Raw genomic sequence first — 17,002 nt, 5'->3', positions numbered from 1 at the left:
TATAATAAGAAGATTTTTCGTACCTTTGTAGGTATATAAATATCAAAATAGCAATATAATGAAAATAGAACGCCCGGACATTATCCCAGATAGGTTTTATACACCTTTGGAAGCTGCTCTCCTTTTGGAAGTCAATGAGCAAACCTTGTTGAAATGGTCTCGTACCCCTTCATCAGGAATTGCCCGATACCGCACAAAGAAAAAGCATTTACTACGCTTCAAGGGCTGTGATTTATTGAGCCTGTGGGAAGGTGAGGAACAATAATTCCTTCTTTCTGCGTTAAACTTTATTTCTTTTGCCATAATTTCAACGTATAAGTAACTAACTATCGAAATATTTTTGTATATTTGCAGTATAAAACAATGGTTATGAGCATGAAACAGAATAAAAACATATCAGCAAAGCGAAAAGCCAAAGAACGGAAACTTTGGCGCAATATTTTTATTGTCTCGCTCATCGCTGTTATTGTGTCTTTGCTGTTCCTTGGCTGCATAGCCTTTTTTGTAAGCATCGTGTTCGCCCTCATAGCGTATGGGCAATATGATTCACTCAAACCAAATAAGGAATACGGCTATACTCCTTGGTGGTATTTCGGGCTTTAGAAAAATGCTCTAAGCATTCTTTTTGGATCTTTAGATTATAAAAAATAAAACTATATGAAACAAGACTATCAAAACAAAGATAACATTATTGAAGCTATCAACGACAATACAACAAACAAGCCGGATCATGTAATTAAGGCTGAAATCAGTATTGAGGTAATAGGTGAAGATGAACCAACGAAATACGACAAACGCCGTGAACGTTGGGCGGTCGTTGCTTGCTGGGCTTTATTGGCTCACATCGTTTCTGCACTGTTCTTCATATTCGTAGATATGAATGTGTATTCCTTTTTTGCGCTTATAATAAGCACTGCGATATGTGTTTTTGCATTTGTCAAAGCATCAGACATTGACCCAAAAGAACCAACAGGGCCCACACCTTGGTGGTATGGTGCTGTTTAGTTTTTGCTTCGATCACTTCCACGAAATACTTTTATAGTGGACTTACACACGAAACTACATAAACAAAAAAGGGCTCGCCAACTCGTGGCGTGCCCCGTGTCCAATATTGTTCAATTTTTAATCTTTCAGTGAAAAGGAAAAGTTCAATTTTCGTGCCACAAATGAGACTTAACAACGCTTGGGGCTACGATAGTATTTCTTTTTATGCAACAACTAGTTTTTAAAGATTTAATTTATTATTACTTAACTCTATTACTTTTGAGGAAAACTTCCCAAAACAAAGGCTTCCTTTCTAAGTGTTGACATCGACCAATCAGCGTTGACGGTCAATTTTGTAACGTCTGCCCCGGCTTTGCTGTATGGGTCAACAATAAAGCGAATATCGCCAAATTGTCCCAAAGGCTCCAGGCCCCAAACTCCAAAACCAATACCGTCAATGTGGCTTGTCTGGAATACCGGGAAACCGCCGATTTTGCCGTCCTCGATAATCATCAAGCCGCTTCCGGTGTCTCTTGGTGTGGCTTCAAGGATTGCGGCGGTTTCGGCGTTCATAATATATGCGCCTGTTCCGTCATTCTCCACGCCTTCGGCGAAAACCTTTCCACGCATTTGCAAAAGTTCCTTGTAAGTTGGAATATCAGCCGCAAATGTTATCTTGTTTTTGCAATCTACAAATGGGCCGTGGAACTTCTTGTTGTAGCCTTTCGCCGTGGTGCTTGTGATAAACATACAACGGTTAATTAGGCGTGCAACTGCCAACGGCATTTGCTGTTGTACGATTTGAAGTACAATTCCGGTTGTTTGGTTAATTGTCTGGTTGGTTACATCAATTGAAATACCAAGTCTTACCGGGGTTGGCTTCAAGGCTTCAATATCAATCTTTGAATCTGCGAGTTCTACCGCTTCATCTGCGATCGATGCTTCCACCGTGCCAACAACTGGCCAACAATATTCACCTTGCAAACCTGTAAGAAGTGGGATTCCGACTTTGTCATAAATGAGCCCGGCTTCAAGTGGCTTCACGATGTCGCCAATCGTGAGCGGTACGGCTGCGGCTGAATTTGCCACGGTCTGCCCGACAAAATCACGTTTCAAGACTTGCGAGTTAACCGCCTGTGTGCCGTTCTGTGTGGCTGAACGAAGGAAGGAATCAAACGCCGCTGCTTGGTCTGTCACGTCCACAAAACCGCCGTTAACATTTGCGGCTTGGATTCGGGCGTTAATGATTCCACTTTCACGGCGCAACGTCTCAAACTCTGTGTTTTCGGCGTCATTTCGTGCTCGGTTCTCCTTCTCGCAAAGGTCGGTAATCTCATTCATGCGAACTTGGATTTGCTCCAAGCGTTCCGCAAATTGTCGAATTTCGATTCTTTTCTTTTTCATTTTTGAAAAACCTTAATTGTTAAACTTATGTTCATTAACTCTAATATCTTTTTGTTATAACTGCGCCTTCTGGCGTATTTTATACTGTACTATTCTTTTGGTGGCTGCGGCTCTTGCTTGGCTGTGCCTTCACCTTGGATTTTTGCTGAATTTATAGGGGCCACGTTGCAAGAAATGAAGGTTACATCTCCGCCTTCTATCGGCTTCAAGTCTTTGCGCCGTCTCCACTCGTTAATTGTCATTACTCCGGTGTTAATGGTCTTTTCCATATAAGCGGCTTCCGTGGTTAGGTCTGTCGTAAACAATGGGGACAAATCAAACTTGAATGTGAAATCGTCTGCCACTGCCCCAGGAATCAACTTTGCTTTAAACTCTGCTTCAAACTTACGCAATATAGGGCTTAACGTATCCGTGATAAATGTTACTTGCGCCATATCACTCGCCTTGTAATTGTTGCTTTGTTGGGCGAAAACCTTATCAGGGTGAACGCCAAAAAAACGACAAATCTCTTGAACGCCAAATTTTTTGTGTTCCAAAAGCTGCATATCAACGGAAGTCATAGAAATCGGTGTAAATTGAACTTGCCCCGGCAAAGAAACAATATCTTGCCCTTGCTTAAACTTACCGTCCACCGATTCCGCCGTTTTGTCTAACTCCTTATCTTGATACTCACCAAAACCTGTTGTTGTGTGGTCGTTACTTACGATTCCCTTAATACGTCCACCTTTAGCAAATAATTGCTTCGTTTGGTTGTCCGCCGTTGCTTGGATTCCAAGAGCTGCGGCGGCATACTGAACGGTTGAAATACCCGTTCGCCCACCGTCTAAGGACATATTGCGCAAATGAATAATTTCTTCTGGGCAAAAGACTTCTCCATAAATTCCGTTATATGGATCGTTGACCGTGTAAATATCAATGTTCGGTGTGTGGCTTACCGTGTGTGGGCTGCAAAGAATCAACTCTTGCAACGTTCCATTATCTCCATATCGGGGGATAATATAGGCATTCCCCAAAAGGCACATTTGAACAACTGCGTTCTTTATCAGTTCATAGGCTGTTGTATGCTCATTCGGTTTAACGCCAATAATGTAATTTGTTCGGTCTGTCTTGCCGTCCACATCTACGAAATAACCTTCCGCGCGATTGCGGCGTTTCTTTCTGAATGGAAGTCCGGCTACACCTGACGAAAGTATTTCAACGCAACGATATACTGCGGCGATTTTGGTTGCTTGGTATTCGTTCCCCACCTCGACAACATTCAAGCCGCCGGGGTAAGAAGGTGCAACGGCTGAAACCAATGAGCCCGAAACACTGCGCTTTTTAAATATCTTATCAAATAACTTCATCGCTCAAATTTTAAAATGAAGGGCGAAACACTTGGAATCGCCCTTCGGCACTTTTCAAAAACCTAACAACTTGCTGAAACAGAAACAAGCCTTTCACTATTCGGGCGTATTTGTGTAAAGGTATTCCTTTTGCAGTATTGCGCCACAATAATTTGCTGGATTCCTTGGGCGAAACTACGTTTATTTATTGCCCTGTATGCTTATATCTTATGCGCTTTAAGCAACTGTCGGGCTTTCGCTTTCCATATATGCACATGATATAATAATAACCTGTACGCTATGCGTTTTAAGGTTGTGCCGTTGTACCGTTGTGCGTGCGGTGGCTGTTTCTATGAATGGGGGCTTGCGTTTTCATTACTTCCCCCCACGGCTCAAAAATACCTTACGTGTGGAAATTGGGGTTGGTGAGGTTTAATCGGGCTTGCCCTCAAAAATAAAAACATACCCCCCCTATTTTCGGGGTGATGTATTTTGAAAAATTCCGTTCTCGTGTCGATCGTCTTTTGCTGTTTGCATTCATACAAATTTATTTGCTGTTGTTGTGGCTCTGCTGTGCCTTCGTTTCTTTTCCCAATTGTCGGGGATTGATTGCAGCTTTGCAAAATTTGTTATTACCTTGAATCGTTGCTTGTTGCTTACTTCAAATGTAAAGAGTTGCTTTTCTCGGCTTGTGTGCCGTTGGTCTGGCTTCTTGCCACGGTGTCGGCTCGGTGTTAGCTAATAGTGAAAACATATCGGCGATTTCATCTGCTATCGGTTGGGCTATATCTTTCGCCTTCTGTTCTTTTGTCTGCTGCGCTCTGTCTGTGTGTCGAATAAAGGCAACAACTAAAAGTTGCATTATCTCGTAAACCGATTTAAAGCCCTGTTCGTTCTTTATTTGGTTTAGACGGTCGTACACTTCGCCCGGCACCTTGACGGAAACCGTCTTTGTCTTTGTGTCTGCTCGGTGTGTGTTGTGTCTTGAATCACTTACCTTTGTTTTGCCGTTATCGGCTTGTGTCCTGTCGTATAATTTAAACTTCTTCATGTTCTTGTTTCTTTCATCATTAATCAGGTGCAACGCTTCCGCCTTACTACCTTTGTACACTTGGTACAAAAATTTTTCTAAATAATATATTTTTCCTTATTAGGCTGCATTCTTATGTATAATGCTCCCTAATTACTTAATTTCTCTTAAATAGATATATTTTTGTACCATTTGTACCATATTATTATAAGTGCCTAACTACTAAACTTTTAACCTTGGCACAAAGTGAAAAACGGCAAATATTCTGTACCATTGTTTTGTACCAATTGTACCAAGGGCAAAAGGGTGGTACATTTTGTACCAAACAATTTTGTACCAACCTTTTTGAGCGTTCAAATGTTGTCCTCTTCTTCGTCTGGGATTCTAACAAATAGCTTTCTCGCTCTTGCATAACATTGCCCCGGTTTGGTTCGTTGGCTCGTCAACTTCCAACCTTTGCAACGTTCCAAAAGGGCGTTGATTCTCTGCGCCGGATACTTCCTAACCATTTCATCGGGTAATTCATTACGGATAACTTCAGCGGTCACAAACTTACGTTTAACCGTGCCTATTGCTTCGAGTGGGTCTCTGTAACGAAAGAAACTGCGCCTTTCCTCTTTGTTCTTGGTTTCCCAATCTGTCGGCAAAAGTTCATCGAGAAAAGATTCCATTATCGGCAAAAGGTCATCGCCCCCTACTTGGTTGCATTCGTCCTGAATCTTTTCGGCTTCCTTATCCAAGGATTCAGGCAAACACAATTCTTCGCCGTCCGTGTAATATTTGTATGCTTCCGCCCACAATTGCCCAACGTTGGCTTTTAAGTCGCCTAACCATGAGGAAACACGCCCTTTTCCCTCTGCCTTGACTATCCACCAACGGCGGTTGCCGTGGTCGCCTGTAAGGAAGTATTCCTCGTTTGTTGTGGCGGCAAAAACGCAATGCCTTGGATAATCTTCTACCGTTCGCCCATACGCTGCCCTGTACGTATCTTTTTGCTTGCTTATAAACTGCTTGGCGGCTTCTGCTTCTGTTCTCTTTAGTCCGTTCAACTCACTAATTTCAAGTATCCACGCCGAATTTACGGCTTCAAACTTGGCGTTATCTTTAGCCGCAAATGAGAATGAATCAGAAAACCAACTCCCGGCAATTGTATTAAAGAAGGTACTTTTGCCTATACCTTGCGGGCCTGGAATGGTTAGAACGTAATCAAATTTTATTCCCGGCTCAAATGCTCTTGCAACTGCTCCGACAAACCATTTTTTTGTTATGGCCCGATTTAACTCTGTGTCTGCGGCTCCCAAATAGTCTATTAAAGCGGTTTCTATTCGCTTTTTGCCGTCCCATTCTTCACGCCTTATAAAGTCTTGAACTGGGTTGAAACTTCGTTCTGTAGCTGTTGTTTGCAGATAGTCAAATATACTACTTTGGCGTACCTTGATATTCCATTCCGTGAAAAAGTACAAACTTATCTTTCCGGTCGATTCTTCATTTATGATTGCGCCCTTTGTGTTTTTGAATCGCTCGGAAAAGGAAAAATCTCTATTTCGGAAGGTGTCAAACTTGATTTGCTTTAACTCTGGATCATTCAGGAACAACAATACAAGATTTGTCGGCGTGTTCTCGACTTCCATTCTCTTGTTGAATGTTAGTTTGTCTTTCCATGTCTCGCCGTCCTCTTGTGCCTGTTCACGTTCTCCATGCTGCGCCGTTTCCTCAAAGTCCACGCCTTCAAAATCATCTTTTACAGATTTCGTTCTTTGCTTTAGAATGTATCTTTTTACTTTGGTGTCCTTGGTTGCCAATTCTTCCATTTTCAAGAAAGAAGGTCGGCGATTAATTGGCGTATCATCTTTAACGCCTGTGTCCTCTGCCCCAAACTTATGGATTCTAACCAAGTCAAAGGCGTTGCAACCGTGTTGACCGTTCAGTCTTGCCGGGTCTGTGGCGTGATTGCTGAATGCGTACCCGTCCTTATATACAACTAAACCGCCGTATGTGCTTCCGTTCTTATACGTATATCTGTCCCTCTGCGCTGTGGGGACGTAAACATCTGGAAGAAACTTTTCGATTGCTTCTTCTATAGTGTAAGCATTACAGAATGCCCCGACAATTCCACCTTTGCTTGTTGGGTCTGGTGCCTTGCGTTTGTTGTTTAGAATCGCTTCGGGGGTCTCGCTCTTGTGCATTGGCCATGAGGAAACGTCCTTCCAATCTTTGTACTTTTGGAGTATCTCTTCCGGATTCAAGATTTCACCGTCTTGCCAATCAAAGAAAAAGTCAACGTCTTTTGGAGTGCTTGGCCAAAACATGAGCCTTGAAGCCTGAAACGTTGTCGGATCGAAATACTCCATACCTATTTTGCCGGCGATATATCGGGCCACGGCTTCGTATTGTTCCACGTTGGTACTATCTGCCAACGGAATAATAATTCTTAATCTCGGGGCTTCCTCCGTGTGCTTATGTGTGGAATATATACAAGCGGCAAAACTGAAAATTTCCTTGAATCCTTCCCAGATATTAGAATCTTTCTTCACGTTATCAGCATCAAGCGTAACAACGGTACGCCCGATTAAGCCTTCCTTTTTTCTTCGCCCATTGGCTGCAAAATAACCGCCAACAAAACCGCCAACATCTTTAATTTTGCTTTGTTTAGCCTTATCCATTTGTAGATACTGCACCAAAGTTTCTTTTGTTTTGGTGGTATCGGCGCAACGATTTAACAAGCTGCTCCAAGTGGTCTCTTTGTTTTCCCAATTGGTCGCTTTACTGTTGTCTCCAACAAAAATTGTAAGGTTGGTATCATATGAAGGGTTGAATTTTCTTGTTTCCATTCTCACAATAAATTAAAAGGGGCGTTTCATAATTGCGCCCCCTCTTGTTATACGTTCAATTTCTTCTTTGCCACGTCTCTGTAATAGTCGGCTTCGGAAAAAGTCATTTTTCCGTTTGCCAATCGGCGGAAACCGGGTCTTGGCGTTGTTGTATATACCTGTACTCGGTTCATGTAGGTTTTGATATTCTCAATACCTGAAAATGTAGAGTTGCTTCCCTCTGCACTTTTTTTCTTTTCCGCTATTGCTTCCGGGCTTAATTCTTCAACTTCCAACGTGTACAAACGTGGGTAATATTTCTTTATCAACTCCGGGGATATAATTGGCGGTTTTATTGTGCCGTGTTCGAATATTATAACGTCTGTAGGGAATTTAACCTTTCCCAATTCTTTAGTTATAGTATCGCCAAACTCTTGCACATCTTGTGGGCAAACATACGCATAAATTCCAAGGTTCGGATTTTCGTCAATTTCTTTTTGGGAAACGTGAGTTTCTGCGTATTTCATCATCAACGCCTCCTTAAAAGTCATTGCCCCAGATAGAACCATATACCAACTTAGGCGGTTAATACTTGTTTCCATAAACTCGTACATGCCCTTGTGGGCTTTCGCCAACGTCTTGTTTATAGAATCAACCTTTGCAAGGTCGTCTTTTTCCTTCTGCTTGTAATAAATAAACATATAATGTCCTTCCCTTCTTTTTAGTTTAACACTCCCTTGAATACTTCTGCGGCGGCCTTGCGGCTCTCCTGTATATACTGCGCTTGCGTCTTTGTTCGCTTTGCAGATACTGCGCCCTGGGGTGCTGCCATAGGTTTGTAACCTCTCTTTTCAAGGTCTTGACAACTAACTTCTGTTTGCATGTATGCCGGGCGGCTTACAAGTGAAACGTCTTCCATGTAGCGGATATTCATCACGTGTCGGGTCGGTGTGCCGTCTGGTTTCTTATCCCAAACAACTGAATCCTCATCGGCTAAATATGCAAATGAGCTGCCGAAAATGTCCCCACGCTTTACGAGTTCTAGGGCTGTATCTCCGTCCGTGGTGTTCGGTGCTTCAAATCTGTATTTCAGTCCGTGACTATCAATTGATAATTCGAGCGTTCCTTCACCATTGCGCCAACGTGCAAGTAAACGTTCCGGGTTATGCTCCAGAAGGCAACGAATATCAAAAGACTTTAGCTTCACTTCATCAAGAGCCGCTCTGTCTATTGTCTCAATAAAATAACCGTAACCGTCACAAAGAATTTGTGATTCTGCCCCAAAAACAATTGCATAGCCTTCAATAACTCGGCTTTCTTTGCCCTGTGCATCTCTTACGAGAATTGGGCGTGACTGCTGCCCCTGGGTGGTTCTCAATTCAATTTTTTCCATATCATCAATTAAATTTTAATGTTATTATTTGGAAATTTTCCCTATTAACTTTATTGTTCTTATTGTGTCCCTTGCTAGCTTGTTGAGATTCCCCCCAATATCTATAAGTTCGGGATAATGAGCGTTTGCCAAACCTTGCATTTTGCAGATAGCTTGATTGTAGGCTGTAACATCGCATTTTATCCACTCTTTAACGTTCATGTCGTATGCACAATAAAGTTTGTAGCCGCTTTGCTCTGCATACTTTTTCAAGAATATCAAGAATATATTAAACATCGGCAATTTGTCCGGCTCCAATTGTTTGCCTTCCGTGTTGATCGTCTTTTCGTCTGGGCTTAGTCCGCAAATCATTGCTTTGAAAAGAATCTCACCGTTTTTTTGTGGGACAAACATTTCAAGACTACAAGCCTTGTTATAAAGGCCTGCAAACATTTTCAAGTGATTTCCACTTTTCTGTTTTGCATTCTTGATCATGCTTTTTCTGATTTCCTGTTCCATTGTCTTGTTTCTTTGAAGTTGTGCAACGATTAACGGAATAATACTTGATTGGCCGCTTTCTGAATCATTGCAACTGTCGTTGGTTGTACTTCTGACTTGTTGGAAAGTAACCACTCGTCAAGGGCCAACCGGTCAAAATATATGTACCTAGACGGCTTACCTTTGACTTCTGGGCGGCTGAATGGTATTGCGCCCTTGCTTGTCATTTGGTAAAGGGTGTATTTGCTTATCCCTATATACTGCGCCGCTTCATCGGTGTTCAAAACTCGCTTCTGCTGAATCAGAATCTTTGCTTCCAACTCTCGAAACTTAGTTTCTAAATATTGCTTTATTTCTTCATTCATATTGCTTTGTTTGTTGGTTTGTGCTGCAAAGATACGGCAATAAAAAAAGGTCTGAACCGAAATTCAGACCTTTATTGTAATGTGTAAACAAGGGAATTAACAATATTGTTAACAACTGCGCTTTGTTTACACATTCTTATATATGATATTCAATAATTGGGTAACTAAATCATCAATACTTCTATCGTTTGAAACGAGTTGTGCTTTTGCCTTGCTGCAAATTGTCCTTAGCGAATTTTTGCCGAACTTTTTTGTTTTCCCCCCTTTTCTATAGACAAACCATTTTCGGGTTATACTCCAAAGATTGTTTTTTCTCATATCTGCTTTTACCTTAGACTGCAACTTATCTATAAGCAAAACAAATTTCTTAGTGTCTCCAACTAGCAAATAATCCTTACTGCCAAACTCGCTAATATCTTCTTTGTTGGTGGCTCCCATTAGAAAAGACTTAAATCCCGCTTGCAGCTTTCTAACCGAATCTTTTTCCCCTTGGCACAATATACCATTTTGGGTAAGTTGTGTTATATAGTCTTTGAAATCTATAAATCGAATATCGGTTCTAACTTCGGTTTGTCTGAAAAGAGAGTCTCTTTTTTCCTCTTGTGGTGGCAAATCGAAACAAACAATTTCGGGTTTTCGGTGCTCCTCGTTCATTTCTGCGCTTTCTACCGCCTGTAAGGGTTCAACGCCTGCGACTTCGCCTTGATCGATTGGAAAAGCTGCAAACCTTGATACTTGTTGCAGCTTCTCCAGATATTCGATTATTCCTTCAACGGCATTCAGGCAACGGCGTATATAACAACGCCCGGGGGCTCTTGTGCCCTCGGTTGCTGTTAGATACTCTTCGGCTTGCTCCTTAATGCTTTGTGCGTCCTGAAGGTTACTGAAAAGAATCTTCTTTCCGTCTTTGCCTGTTCGCTCGGCGGCTTTCAAGTCCTCAAAGAAGGGGAGTTCACCCACTGTTTCGCCTGTCTCTGCTGAATAATCGGGAACGCCGTAAATATCAAACCATTCTTCCCCCTTCTGTGCGAGTCTCTTTTCTCGCTTTGTGTCGCCCCTGCTTTGGGCTTCTGCGATTTGTCGCACATATTGCCCAAACTTCAATATATCTTTCATTGTACTTGTTCCTTATAAATACATTGTTTTCCAACATTTTATTATCTCCGATCCAGTTACTAGTTTCTGCTTAGAAACCTTTCGAACACGGAATTTAATATCACCATTCGCCGCATATCGTGCGAGTGTGTGGCGGTCTATCTCTAACGCCTTTGCCGCCTGGCTCATGTTATAAAGCCCTGTTGGCGTAACTTGTGGCTCTGTTATTATCATATTAATCAAACTTAAATGCTTTGTCTTGAAGGCCAATCGCCTTCTTTTTACTCTCGTTAATCACTTCGGCGTAAATCTGGGTTGTGGTAATATTAGAGTGTCCCAACAACTTTGAAACGGTCTCTATCGGTACGCCCAAAGATAGGTTGATCGTTGCCGCCGTATGTCTGGAAACATGAAATCTAACCTTCTTATGTATCCCGGCATCGTCTGCCCATTTCTGCAACTTTTCACCCATTCTTGATTTATAAAAATCAGGAAAGATTAACTCATTGTCTGACGCTCCGTTTCGTTCTGACATTACGTGGAGTGCCAAAGAAGGCAAAGGCAAAGTTTCTTCCTGTTGGGTCTTTTGTACTTTCAATTTCACCACCTTGCCGAAATACTCATCATCAAATATTTGCCCCCATGTAAGGGCAGAAATGTCGCTTGCCCTCAATCCCGTGGAACAACCAAAAAGGAAGGCTCTCTTCAACATATCAAAATAACAAGGTGTCTTTATAAGCTGCTGCACCTCTTCCACGGTCAAATAATTGACATTTGCTTTGTGCTTTCGGGGTCTCTCGTTTTTGGCAATCAAATAGCACGGATTTACGTCTATGATTCCCGCCTGTACCGCTTTATTCAAAATACCACTTAGGGCACTATAAATATTATGCTGTGTTCCAATACCAATATTTTGGGGCTTTAAACTTTTAACGCTCTTTTTGTAGGCTGAAGTCTTCAGGAAATCAATAAAACGCAAAATAGTATCTCTATCCAATTGTGCGAATGTTATCTTTGTCCCTGCCACAAAATCTTTGAAATGGTTGTACAATCCCGGAATGTCGGTTAAATGCACATGTCGTTCTTTGCTTTCTTTTATTGCTTCGTCCTTGTAGTGCTCTATATACGCCAAAACTTCCATTTTTCGGCGTTCCACCGATTGGTTAAAACCTAATTCACCGTTTTGCTTGTCTATGATTCTTTGAGCCTTGACGGCTTTTGCTTGTTCCCACGTCTTGTTGTTTCGGGTCTTGTTAATGGTGTCGTTACGTCCATTTTCAGGCACTAAATACAAGGGTTGGTTATCTATATTAACGGTTTCACATTTGTGTTTACCTTCCCCAATATACATATCAAGATATATCACGAAATTCCCGTTTGCACGTTCTCGGGTTCTTAACTTAATTGCGCCTTTTTCTTTGTCTACAAATCGGCGTTCAAAGTCTTGTATCTTACCCTTTGAAGGGTCGCTCTTTCTTGCTCCCATGATTGAAAAATATATAATTCTCTGTAGGTCGTTCCACCTTTCGCCGTCTTGATTGCCGGGCGTTGGGTGGAACGAAAATTCTAAATCTCTAAAACTTTATCAATTATCGCCTTGCTCCTTGTCTGTGCTTGGCTGTTGTGCAACCTCTGCAATATCAGGTATCAATTTGCCGCCCTGGGTCTTGCAGCTTGAAACTATCTCCAGAAGGGCGTTAATCTGTTTGTCCTTCTCTTGAATTTGTGAAAAATAGAAATCACTTAGCTTTTTGGTATCTTCAAGCTCACGATGTAAAGCGTTGTTGGCACTTGCCAAAGATGATATAATATGCTCTTTGGCTTTGTTGGCTCGCTTGTAAGCGGCTTTTTTCTTGCCGTTGGCGAATTGCTCACGATGGCTTTGTCCGTGTCTCTTAGTCGAAATAAATTTGTTATTCATGTTCCAATAAATTAAAAGTTTGCGAAATGCTTGTTTGTAATGCTTGGTTTTACTTACTTTTGAAATAAGTTATGGCTTCGCCTTTGTCGGCTTTTTCAGCCACGGAAAAGGCTCGCCACGGCGGCGATTATAAGTGAAGGTCTCGCCGTCCTCATCCTCAATTGTGATAACTCCGCCGAAAATCGTTGAATACGATTTTCCAATAATACGTACCATTTTCCACTCTGTGTTTAATGGTCTCAGGGCTAAAACCTTTTGCCCGATTCTTACTTCGCTGTATTTCATATCTTGCAAATTAAGTTGTTAATATTTAGTCAACCTTAGTTGACCTTTCCTTGTTTGTGACATTGCAAAGATACAAAAAAATATTGGAATGTGCAACAAAATAGCAACAAATAATGCACAAATAAAGAATAATTAACACATAAACAAAACACGATAATAAGCGATAAAATAGATACTAAAAAGCTGTTTTACAGCGGTTTAATATTGTTTTGGTTGTGTTTTATTTGTGCGTACTTTGGTGTCGTATAACTTGTTTCTGCAAAGTTATCGCGTATTTGGCAAATAGCAAGTCGTGATTCGGTAACAATCTTCCTTTTCCATGTAACATGCAAAAGAGTATTCTTCCCATCAGACTTGCCTTATTGCCTTGTACGCACTTTGAAAAGCAGAAAAAGCTTCCCGATCCCAAGTCCGAAAGGACTTAACGAAAGGGAGAAAAAAATTTAGAGACTATGGCAAAAGATTTCAACAACCGCCTGATTACTCCAGAATTGGAGAAGGCAATGCAGGACTATCCGCTCTATTCCCAGGATAGCAAGAAGAAGGATGCAGTTTGCATCGCAGTGTTTTTCATCGGCAACGCTCGCTGGTACATTCTTGAAGGACAGCGAGAGAATGATGATTTTGTGCTCTTTGGCATCGTTGTAGGTTTGGCTGAGACTGAGTACAGCTACATTTCTGCCAATGAAATGGCAAGTGTGGAGTTGGACGCAACCAAGTTCGGACTCGGCAAGGTCAGAGTGGAGCAGAGAAAGCCATTCCAACCATGTCAGCTTTCTGAAATCATCGACAGAGAGTTGCAGTCTTTCCTCAACAGACTTTACGATTGAAACATTTTTCTCGGTTGGTAGTGGCTGATGGCTGCTACCTGCCAAGTAACAACAATTAAAGCTATGAACATGGTACAGGTTTACATTAAGGGACAGGAGGATAAGGAGTTGAGCAGCTTTTTGCGCTATTATCCGGTACGTATCAAGAACATCGGTATGGATGCATTCTTCGACCGCCAGGTTATCTATGATTTCAAGGATGGTCGAAACCATGCAGATGTGGCGAAGTGCGTGGCAAAGATGCTTGTCAAGAAGTTTGGCCGTAAGGTTCGCAGCGTTGTCTTCTCTTGTGTTCCTGCAAGCAGCCAGGAACGTAACGAGGCACGCAACAAGAACTTCTCTGAACTTGTCTGCAAGTTTTCCGGAGCAATCAACGGCTTTTCCCATGTCAAGGTTGTTGGCGAACGTACCGCAGTTCATGGCACAAAGGTCAAGAAGGAAGAGCGAGAAAAGCGATTGAAGGAAAAGAATAATATTGAGGTGGATGCGAACTTCTTCAAAAACAAGATAGTCTGCATTTGGGACGATGTGGTCACTACCGGCACTTCTTTCTGTGCCTACACCGCACAATTAGAACAAGTAGGGGCGCACGTTACAAACGGCATTTTCCTCGGCAAGACATCATATAAATATGTACAGCAATGAAAAGAAAGAATATGACAAAGTTTGACAAGGCTGTTTCGGCAGCCTTTACAGGACATCGCTTTTACAACTTCTCACAGCAGGAGGTCATAAGAGAGCGATTGACCAAAGCCATCCTCGAAGCTTACGAGCATGGCATCAGCAATTTTATTTCGGGATTCGCCATCGGTATTGACTTGATGGCAGCCCAGATTGTGCAGTTGCTGAAACCTTCCTGCCCGGGAATGACGCTTACCGCAGCCATTCCTTTCAGAGGTCAGGCAGATAGGTTCAAGCCCGGCGATAGGATGGTTTATGATGGATTGATGGCTTCTGCAGATGAGGTGATCATCCTTTCAGAATACTATTACACCCGATGTTTTCTTGACCGAGACGAGTTCATGGTTGAGAATGCGTCCCTTCTCATTGCCTTCTATGATGGGAGAGAGAAGGGTGGAACCTACTACACTTTCAAGAAAGCCAATAGTTTGGGCATTCCCGTGGTGAATATATATTGAATAACTCGCTAAATATCAAGCTTATGAATGAATTTGTTGACATCATCGTTATCTACGTCGTTCTCCGTGCCATCCTCGCCTTTCTGGGCGCATGGTGGCATGGAGACGGACGCAACGATTTCAGACGAGACCGATAAAGGGTTGGTCTCAATAGTTTTGTGTACTATTACTCAATTTCCTATATGAGTATTATTCCAGTTTCCATCCGCAATCACCATGGTAAATCATCTGTCGGGTCATTCCACCATCTATGCAGATGTTCTCGCCTGTGATGAAACCTGCCTTTTTGGAACAGAGGAAAAGTACCATGTTGGCAATGTCGAGAGGATTGCCGACACGTCCTGCCGGTTGCTGATAGGCATCGGGACCCTCATATACTTTATAGTCCGTATCTATCCATCCAGGAGAGATGGAATTGACACGAGCCTTGCCTGCAAGACTGACGGCAAGGGCATGTGTGAGTGCTGCAATACCGCCCTTCGCTGCCGTATAGCTTTCTGTCTGAGGCTGACTCATGCGGTCGCGAGAAGATGAAATATTGACGATGGAAGCACCTTCTGCAAGATGATTCTTCAGGAGTTTCACCATGTAGAATGGCGCAGTTACACCAACTTTGAGCGCATACTCAAATTCTTCGTATGAGCATTCGTCAATGCCTTTCATCAGGGGTAGGGCATTGTTCACGATGAAATCTACCTTGCCGTATTTTTCGATTACCAGTTTCGTGAACTCCTCAATAGCATACTTGTTTGAGAGGTCGCCAACAAAATGATCAAGTCCTTCTTGCTTGTCGATGACTTCTACCAGAGCTCCTTGCTTTCTGAACTCTTCGGCAATACATTTGCCAATGCCTTGTGCGCCACCTGTCACGATGACTACTTTATCTTTGTATTCCATTATTTTCATTTGTTTTTCAGATGAAACTCCTTCCTTGTCTTTGCCATTGCTTCCGTAGCCCTGTCATGGGTTTCTATCAGCAATGGACTCTTGTGATATTGCACAATCTTGACTCCGACTGAGTTGTGCCTTTCCTTTTCCTCGATGCATTGAATGATCAAGTCCGGGTTGGCAGATTTTGATGTTGGAGCTTTGTCAAAGTTCTGAATGTAGGCGGCATTGGTCAGGAAGAGAATGTCGGAACCTTCCGGTATTTCCTGCATTACCTTCACCATGAGGGTTAGCATCATGCGGAACTCAGTGGTGTGTAGGTCGCTGATTACATCACGGCTGATGATATTGCCGTTATGCTCAATCACAACGGCAGCACCACCAGCTCTCTCTTTATGGCCATAATCACATGAGCCACCTATCCAAACGTAATATGTAGAAGTATCTTGTACCATTATAGTTCTTTACTCATAGCTTCACTTGTAGATAATTTTCCAGGATATTGCCAACACGCAATTGTCTGGCATAATCCATTAGTTTACTGATATTTCTTTCTGGTCTGGAAAGATAGTTATCGATGATTTCAGAACAGACATCCATGCCCACCTTGTTTCGGAACTTTACTGCATCGCATACGCATCGTTCTACATCATATACCTTTACCTTAAATCCATCTATGACTTTCTCCATCACGCCGATTTCAAGAATGTTGGAAGTATAGTGATGGAGCTCTATCTTAGGGAATGAAGGTACTTTTACTTTTCTATCCCTTTTGATGGCGACATGATAAGCCTGCGGCATGGATGTCGTAAGCTGATGGATATTCCAGGCAGACCAAAGGCAGAGGATTCCGTTGGGAACAATAGACTCAATATCAACCATACATGCTGACAATTGGTCTATGTTAGCATATACGCCACGGCAAACCTGAATCAGTTCACCTTGGCGAACGGCTTCCAGCATCTTGTAGTAAGCTGTTCGTCCTTGTACTTTGACGCTTGCTGATGATATGAATGAATTCTTTGTTTCCATAATTGTTCTCCTAATTTTGGTACA

The 17,002-nt window shown here is 42.3% G+C and carries 21 protein-coding genes; 6 read left to right on the top strand and 15 right to left on the bottom strand.

Going from position 1 to position 17,002, the window contains the following annotated elements; all coding sequences use genetic code 11:
• The first annotated feature begins 58 nt into the window (after positions 1 to 58).
• From CHL74_RS07285 to CHL74_RS07275, 3 genes are all read left to right on the top strand, one after another.
• Positions 59 to 265 carry a hypothetical protein gene (locus tag CHL74_RS07285; protein WP_094880503.1) on the top strand — a complete coding sequence of 69 codons (207 nt, stop codon included), beginning with the start codon at positions 59 to 61 and terminating at the stop codon, positions 263 to 265.
• 110 nt (positions 266 to 375) lie between these two features.
• Complete coding sequence (locus CHL74_RS07280) at positions 376 to 603, top strand: hypothetical protein (RefSeq protein WP_141241265.1); 228 nt, start codon at positions 376 to 378, stop codon at positions 601 to 603.
• A 54-nt stretch (positions 604 to 657) separates the two neighbouring features.
• The gene (locus CHL74_RS07275) at positions 658 to 1,005 is read left to right on the top strand and encodes a hypothetical protein (protein WP_094880501.1); all 348 of its coding nucleotides are present in this window, start codon (positions 658 to 660) and stop codon (positions 1,003 to 1,005) included.
• Between the two features lie 252 nt (positions 1,006 to 1,257).
• Here CHL74_RS07275 and CHL74_RS07270 read toward each other — a convergent pair whose 3' ends face one another.
• The 12 genes from CHL74_RS07270 to CHL74_RS15765 all read right to left on the bottom strand — a co-directional run bounded on the left by CHL74_RS07270 (position 1,258) and on the right by CHL74_RS15765 (position 13,020).
• On the bottom strand, positions 1,258 to 2,388 hold the full coding sequence (locus CHL74_RS07270; RefSeq protein ID WP_094880500.1) for a phage major capsid family protein: 1,131 nt from the start codon (positions 2,386 to 2,388) through the stop codon (positions 1,258 to 1,260).
• 89 nt (positions 2,389 to 2,477) lie between these two features.
• Complete coding sequence (locus CHL74_RS07265; RefSeq protein WP_094880499.1) at positions 2,478 to 3,734, bottom strand: phage portal protein; 1,257 nt, start codon at positions 3,732 to 3,734, stop codon at positions 2,478 to 2,480.
• A gap of 640 nt (positions 3,735 to 4,374) precedes the next feature.
• A complete protein-coding gene (locus tag CHL74_RS07260) occupies positions 4,375 to 4,764 on the bottom strand; it encodes a hypothetical protein (RefSeq protein ID WP_141241264.1) in 390 nt (129 codons plus the stop codon).
• 332 nt (positions 4,765 to 5,096) lie between these two features.
• Entirely contained in the window at positions 5,097 to 7,574 is a 2,478-nt protein-coding gene (locus tag CHL74_RS07255; RefSeq protein WP_094880497.1) for a virulence-associated E family protein, read from the bottom strand.
• A 47-nt stretch (positions 7,575 to 7,621) separates the two neighbouring features.
• Complete coding sequence (locus CHL74_RS07250; RefSeq protein ID WP_094880496.1) at positions 7,622 to 8,254, bottom strand: hypothetical protein; 633 nt, start codon at positions 8,252 to 8,254, stop codon at positions 7,622 to 7,624.
• A 20-nt stretch (positions 8,255 to 8,274) separates the two neighbouring features.
• Entirely contained in the window at positions 8,275 to 8,946 is a 672-nt protein-coding gene (locus tag CHL74_RS07245; RefSeq protein ID WP_094880495.1) for an HK97 family phage prohead protease, read from the bottom strand.
• Positions 8,947 to 8,970: 24 nt separating this feature from the next.
• A complete protein-coding gene (locus tag CHL74_RS07240; RefSeq protein WP_094880494.1) occupies positions 8,971 to 9,444 on the bottom strand; it encodes a hypothetical protein in 474 nt (157 codons plus the stop codon).
• A 29-nt stretch (positions 9,445 to 9,473) separates the two neighbouring features.
• Positions 9,474 to 9,788, bottom strand: a complete 315-nt coding sequence (locus tag CHL74_RS07235) for a helix-turn-helix domain-containing protein (protein ID WP_094880493.1) — start codon at positions 9,786 to 9,788, stop codon at positions 9,474 to 9,476.
• Positions 9,789 to 9,914: 126 nt separating this feature from the next.
• Complete coding sequence (locus CHL74_RS07230) at positions 9,915 to 10,904, bottom strand: hypothetical protein (protein ID WP_094880492.1); 990 nt, start codon at positions 10,902 to 10,904, stop codon at positions 9,915 to 9,917.
• A 214-nt stretch (positions 10,905 to 11,118) separates the two neighbouring features.
• Entirely contained in the window at positions 11,119 to 12,369 is a 1,251-nt protein-coding gene (locus CHL74_RS07220) for a tyrosine-type recombinase/integrase (protein WP_094880490.1), read from the bottom strand.
• Positions 12,370 to 12,468: 99 nt separating this feature from the next.
• A complete protein-coding gene (locus CHL74_RS07215; protein ID WP_094880489.1) occupies positions 12,469 to 12,804 on the bottom strand; it encodes a hypothetical protein in 336 nt (111 codons plus the stop codon).
• 69 nt (positions 12,805 to 12,873) lie between these two features.
• Positions 12,874 to 13,020, bottom strand: coding sequence for a hypothetical protein (locus CHL74_RS15765; RefSeq protein ID WP_176452193.1), 147 nt, complete (start codon positions 13,018 to 13,020; stop codon positions 12,874 to 12,876).
• A 521-nt stretch (positions 13,021 to 13,541) separates the two neighbouring features.
• Here CHL74_RS15765 and CHL74_RS07205 point away from each other — a divergent pair.
• The 3 genes from CHL74_RS07205 to CHL74_RS07195 all read left to right on the top strand — a co-directional run bounded on the left by CHL74_RS07205 (position 13,542) and on the right by CHL74_RS07195 (position 15,058).
• Positions 13,542 to 13,919: a DUF2958 domain-containing protein gene (locus tag CHL74_RS07205; RefSeq protein ID WP_040552543.1), complete on the top strand. Its 378-nt coding sequence runs from the start codon at positions 13,542 to 13,544 to the stop codon at positions 13,917 to 13,919.
• A gap of 63 nt (positions 13,920 to 13,982) precedes the next feature.
• The gene (locus CHL74_RS07200; RefSeq protein WP_094880506.1) at positions 13,983 to 14,564 is read left to right on the top strand and encodes a ribonucleotide-diphosphate reductase subunit alpha; all 582 of its coding nucleotides are present in this window, start codon (positions 13,983 to 13,985) and stop codon (positions 14,562 to 14,564) included.
• Positions 14,561 to 15,058, top strand: coding sequence for an SLOG family protein (locus CHL74_RS07195; RefSeq protein WP_094880487.1), 498 nt, complete (start codon positions 14,561 to 14,563; stop codon positions 15,056 to 15,058). The genes CHL74_RS07200 and CHL74_RS07195 overlap by 4 nt, the downstream gene beginning before the upstream one ends.
• Before the next feature lie 189 nt (positions 15,059 to 15,247).
• On the opposite strand, the gene CHL74_RS07190 is transcribed toward CHL74_RS07195, so the two are convergent.
• The 3 genes from CHL74_RS07190 to CHL74_RS07180 are packed head-to-tail and all read right to left on the bottom strand — an operon-like array spanning position 15,248 to position 16,978.
• Positions 15,248 to 15,955 (bottom strand): SDR family oxidoreductase, encoded by a 708-nt coding sequence (locus CHL74_RS07190; protein ID WP_176452192.1) that lies wholly within the window; start codon positions 15,953 to 15,955, stop codon positions 15,248 to 15,250.
• 5 nt (positions 15,956 to 15,960) lie between these two features.
• The gene (locus tag CHL74_RS07185) at positions 15,961 to 16,401 is read right to left on the bottom strand and encodes a ribonuclease H (protein ID WP_094880485.1); all 441 of its coding nucleotides are present in this window, start codon (positions 16,399 to 16,401) and stop codon (positions 15,961 to 15,963) included.
• Positions 16,402 to 16,414: 13 nt separating this feature from the next.
• Positions 16,415 to 16,978, bottom strand: a complete 564-nt coding sequence (locus CHL74_RS07180; RefSeq protein WP_094880484.1) for a type IV toxin-antitoxin system AbiEi family antitoxin domain-containing protein — start codon at positions 16,976 to 16,978, stop codon at positions 16,415 to 16,417.
• Between the last annotated feature and the right edge of the window lie 24 nt (positions 16,979 to 17,002).

It is taken from the genome of Prevotella sp. 885 (genome assembly GCF_002265625.1).
In the GTDB taxonomy this organism is placed as follows: domain Bacteria; phylum Bacteroidota; class Bacteroidia; order Bacteroidales; family Bacteroidaceae; genus Prevotella.
The sequence above is the reverse complement of the archived record's forward strand: the minus strand, read 5'-3'. Positions and strand labels throughout refer to the sequence as shown.

Bases quoted from the DNA above. Each gene is read 5' to 3' on its own strand.
- CHL74_RS07215 (WP_094880489.1), bottom strand. From the start codon at position 12,804: ATGAATAACAAATTTATTTCGACTAAGAGACACGGACAAAGCCATCGT.
- CHL74_RS15765 (WP_176452193.1), bottom strand. From the start codon at position 13,020: ATGGTACGTATTATTGGAAAATCGTATTCAACGATTTTCGGCGGAGTT.
- CHL74_RS07275 (WP_094880501.1), top strand. From the start codon at position 658: ATGAAACAAGACTATCAAAACAAAGATAACATTATTGAAGCTATCAAC.
- CHL74_RS07240 (WP_094880494.1), bottom strand. From the start codon at position 9,444: ATGGAACAGGAAATCAGAAAAAGCATGATCAAGAATGCAAAACAGAAA.
- CHL74_RS07265 (WP_094880499.1), bottom strand. From the start codon at position 3,734: ATGAAGTTATTTGATAAGATATTTAAAAAGCGCAGTGTTTCGGGCTCA.
- CHL74_RS07220 (WP_094880490.1), bottom strand. From the start codon at position 12,369: ATGGGAGCAAGAAAGAGCGACCCTTCAAAGGGTAAGATACAAGACTTT.
- CHL74_RS07245 (WP_094880495.1), bottom strand. From the start codon at position 8,946: ATGGAAAAAATTGAATTGAGAACCACCCAGGGGCAGCAGTCACGCCCA.
- CHL74_RS07190 (WP_176452192.1), bottom strand. From the start codon at position 15,955: ATGGAATACAAAGATAAAGTAGTCATCGTGACAGGTGGCGCACAAGGC.
- CHL74_RS07180 (WP_094880484.1), bottom strand. From the start codon at position 16,978: ATGGAAACAAAGAATTCATTCATATCATCAGCAAGCGTCAAAGTACAA.
- CHL74_RS07270 (WP_094880500.1), bottom strand. From the start codon at position 2,388: ATGAAAAAGAAAAGAATCGAAATTCGACAATTTGCGGAACGCTTGGAG.
- CHL74_RS07260 (WP_141241264.1), bottom strand. From the start codon at position 4,764: ATGAAGAAGTTTAAATTATACGACAGGACACAAGCCGATAACGGCAAA.
- CHL74_RS07280 (WP_141241265.1), top strand. From the start codon at position 376: ATGAAACAGAATAAAAACATATCAGCAAAGCGAAAAGCCAAAGAACGG.
- CHL74_RS07195 (WP_094880487.1), top strand. From the start codon at position 14,561: ATGAAAAGAAAGAATATGACAAAGTTTGACAAGGCTGTTTCGGCAGCC.
- CHL74_RS07250 (WP_094880496.1), bottom strand. From the start codon at position 8,254: ATGTTTATTTATTACAAGCAGAAGGAAAAAGACGACCTTGCAAAGGTT.
- CHL74_RS07230 (WP_094880492.1), bottom strand. From the start codon at position 10,904: ATGAAAGATATATTGAAGTTTGGGCAATATGTGCGACAAATCGCAGAA.
- CHL74_RS07285 (WP_094880503.1), top strand. From the start codon at position 59: ATGAAAATAGAACGCCCGGACATTATCCCAGATAGGTTTTATACACCT.
- CHL74_RS07255 (WP_094880497.1), bottom strand. From the start codon at position 7,574: ATGGAAACAAGAAAATTCAACCCTTCATATGATACCAACCTTACAATT.
- CHL74_RS07200 (WP_094880506.1), top strand. From the start codon at position 13,983: ATGAACATGGTACAGGTTTACATTAAGGGACAGGAGGATAAGGAGTTG.
- CHL74_RS07235 (WP_094880493.1), bottom strand. From the start codon at position 9,788: ATGAATGAAGAAATAAAGCAATATTTAGAAACTAAGTTTCGAGAGTTG.
- CHL74_RS07185 (WP_094880485.1), bottom strand. From the start codon at position 16,401: ATGGTACAAGATACTTCTACATATTACGTTTGGATAGGTGGCTCATGT.
- CHL74_RS07205 (WP_040552543.1), top strand. From the start codon at position 13,542: ATGGCAAAAGATTTCAACAACCGCCTGATTACTCCAGAATTGGAGAAG.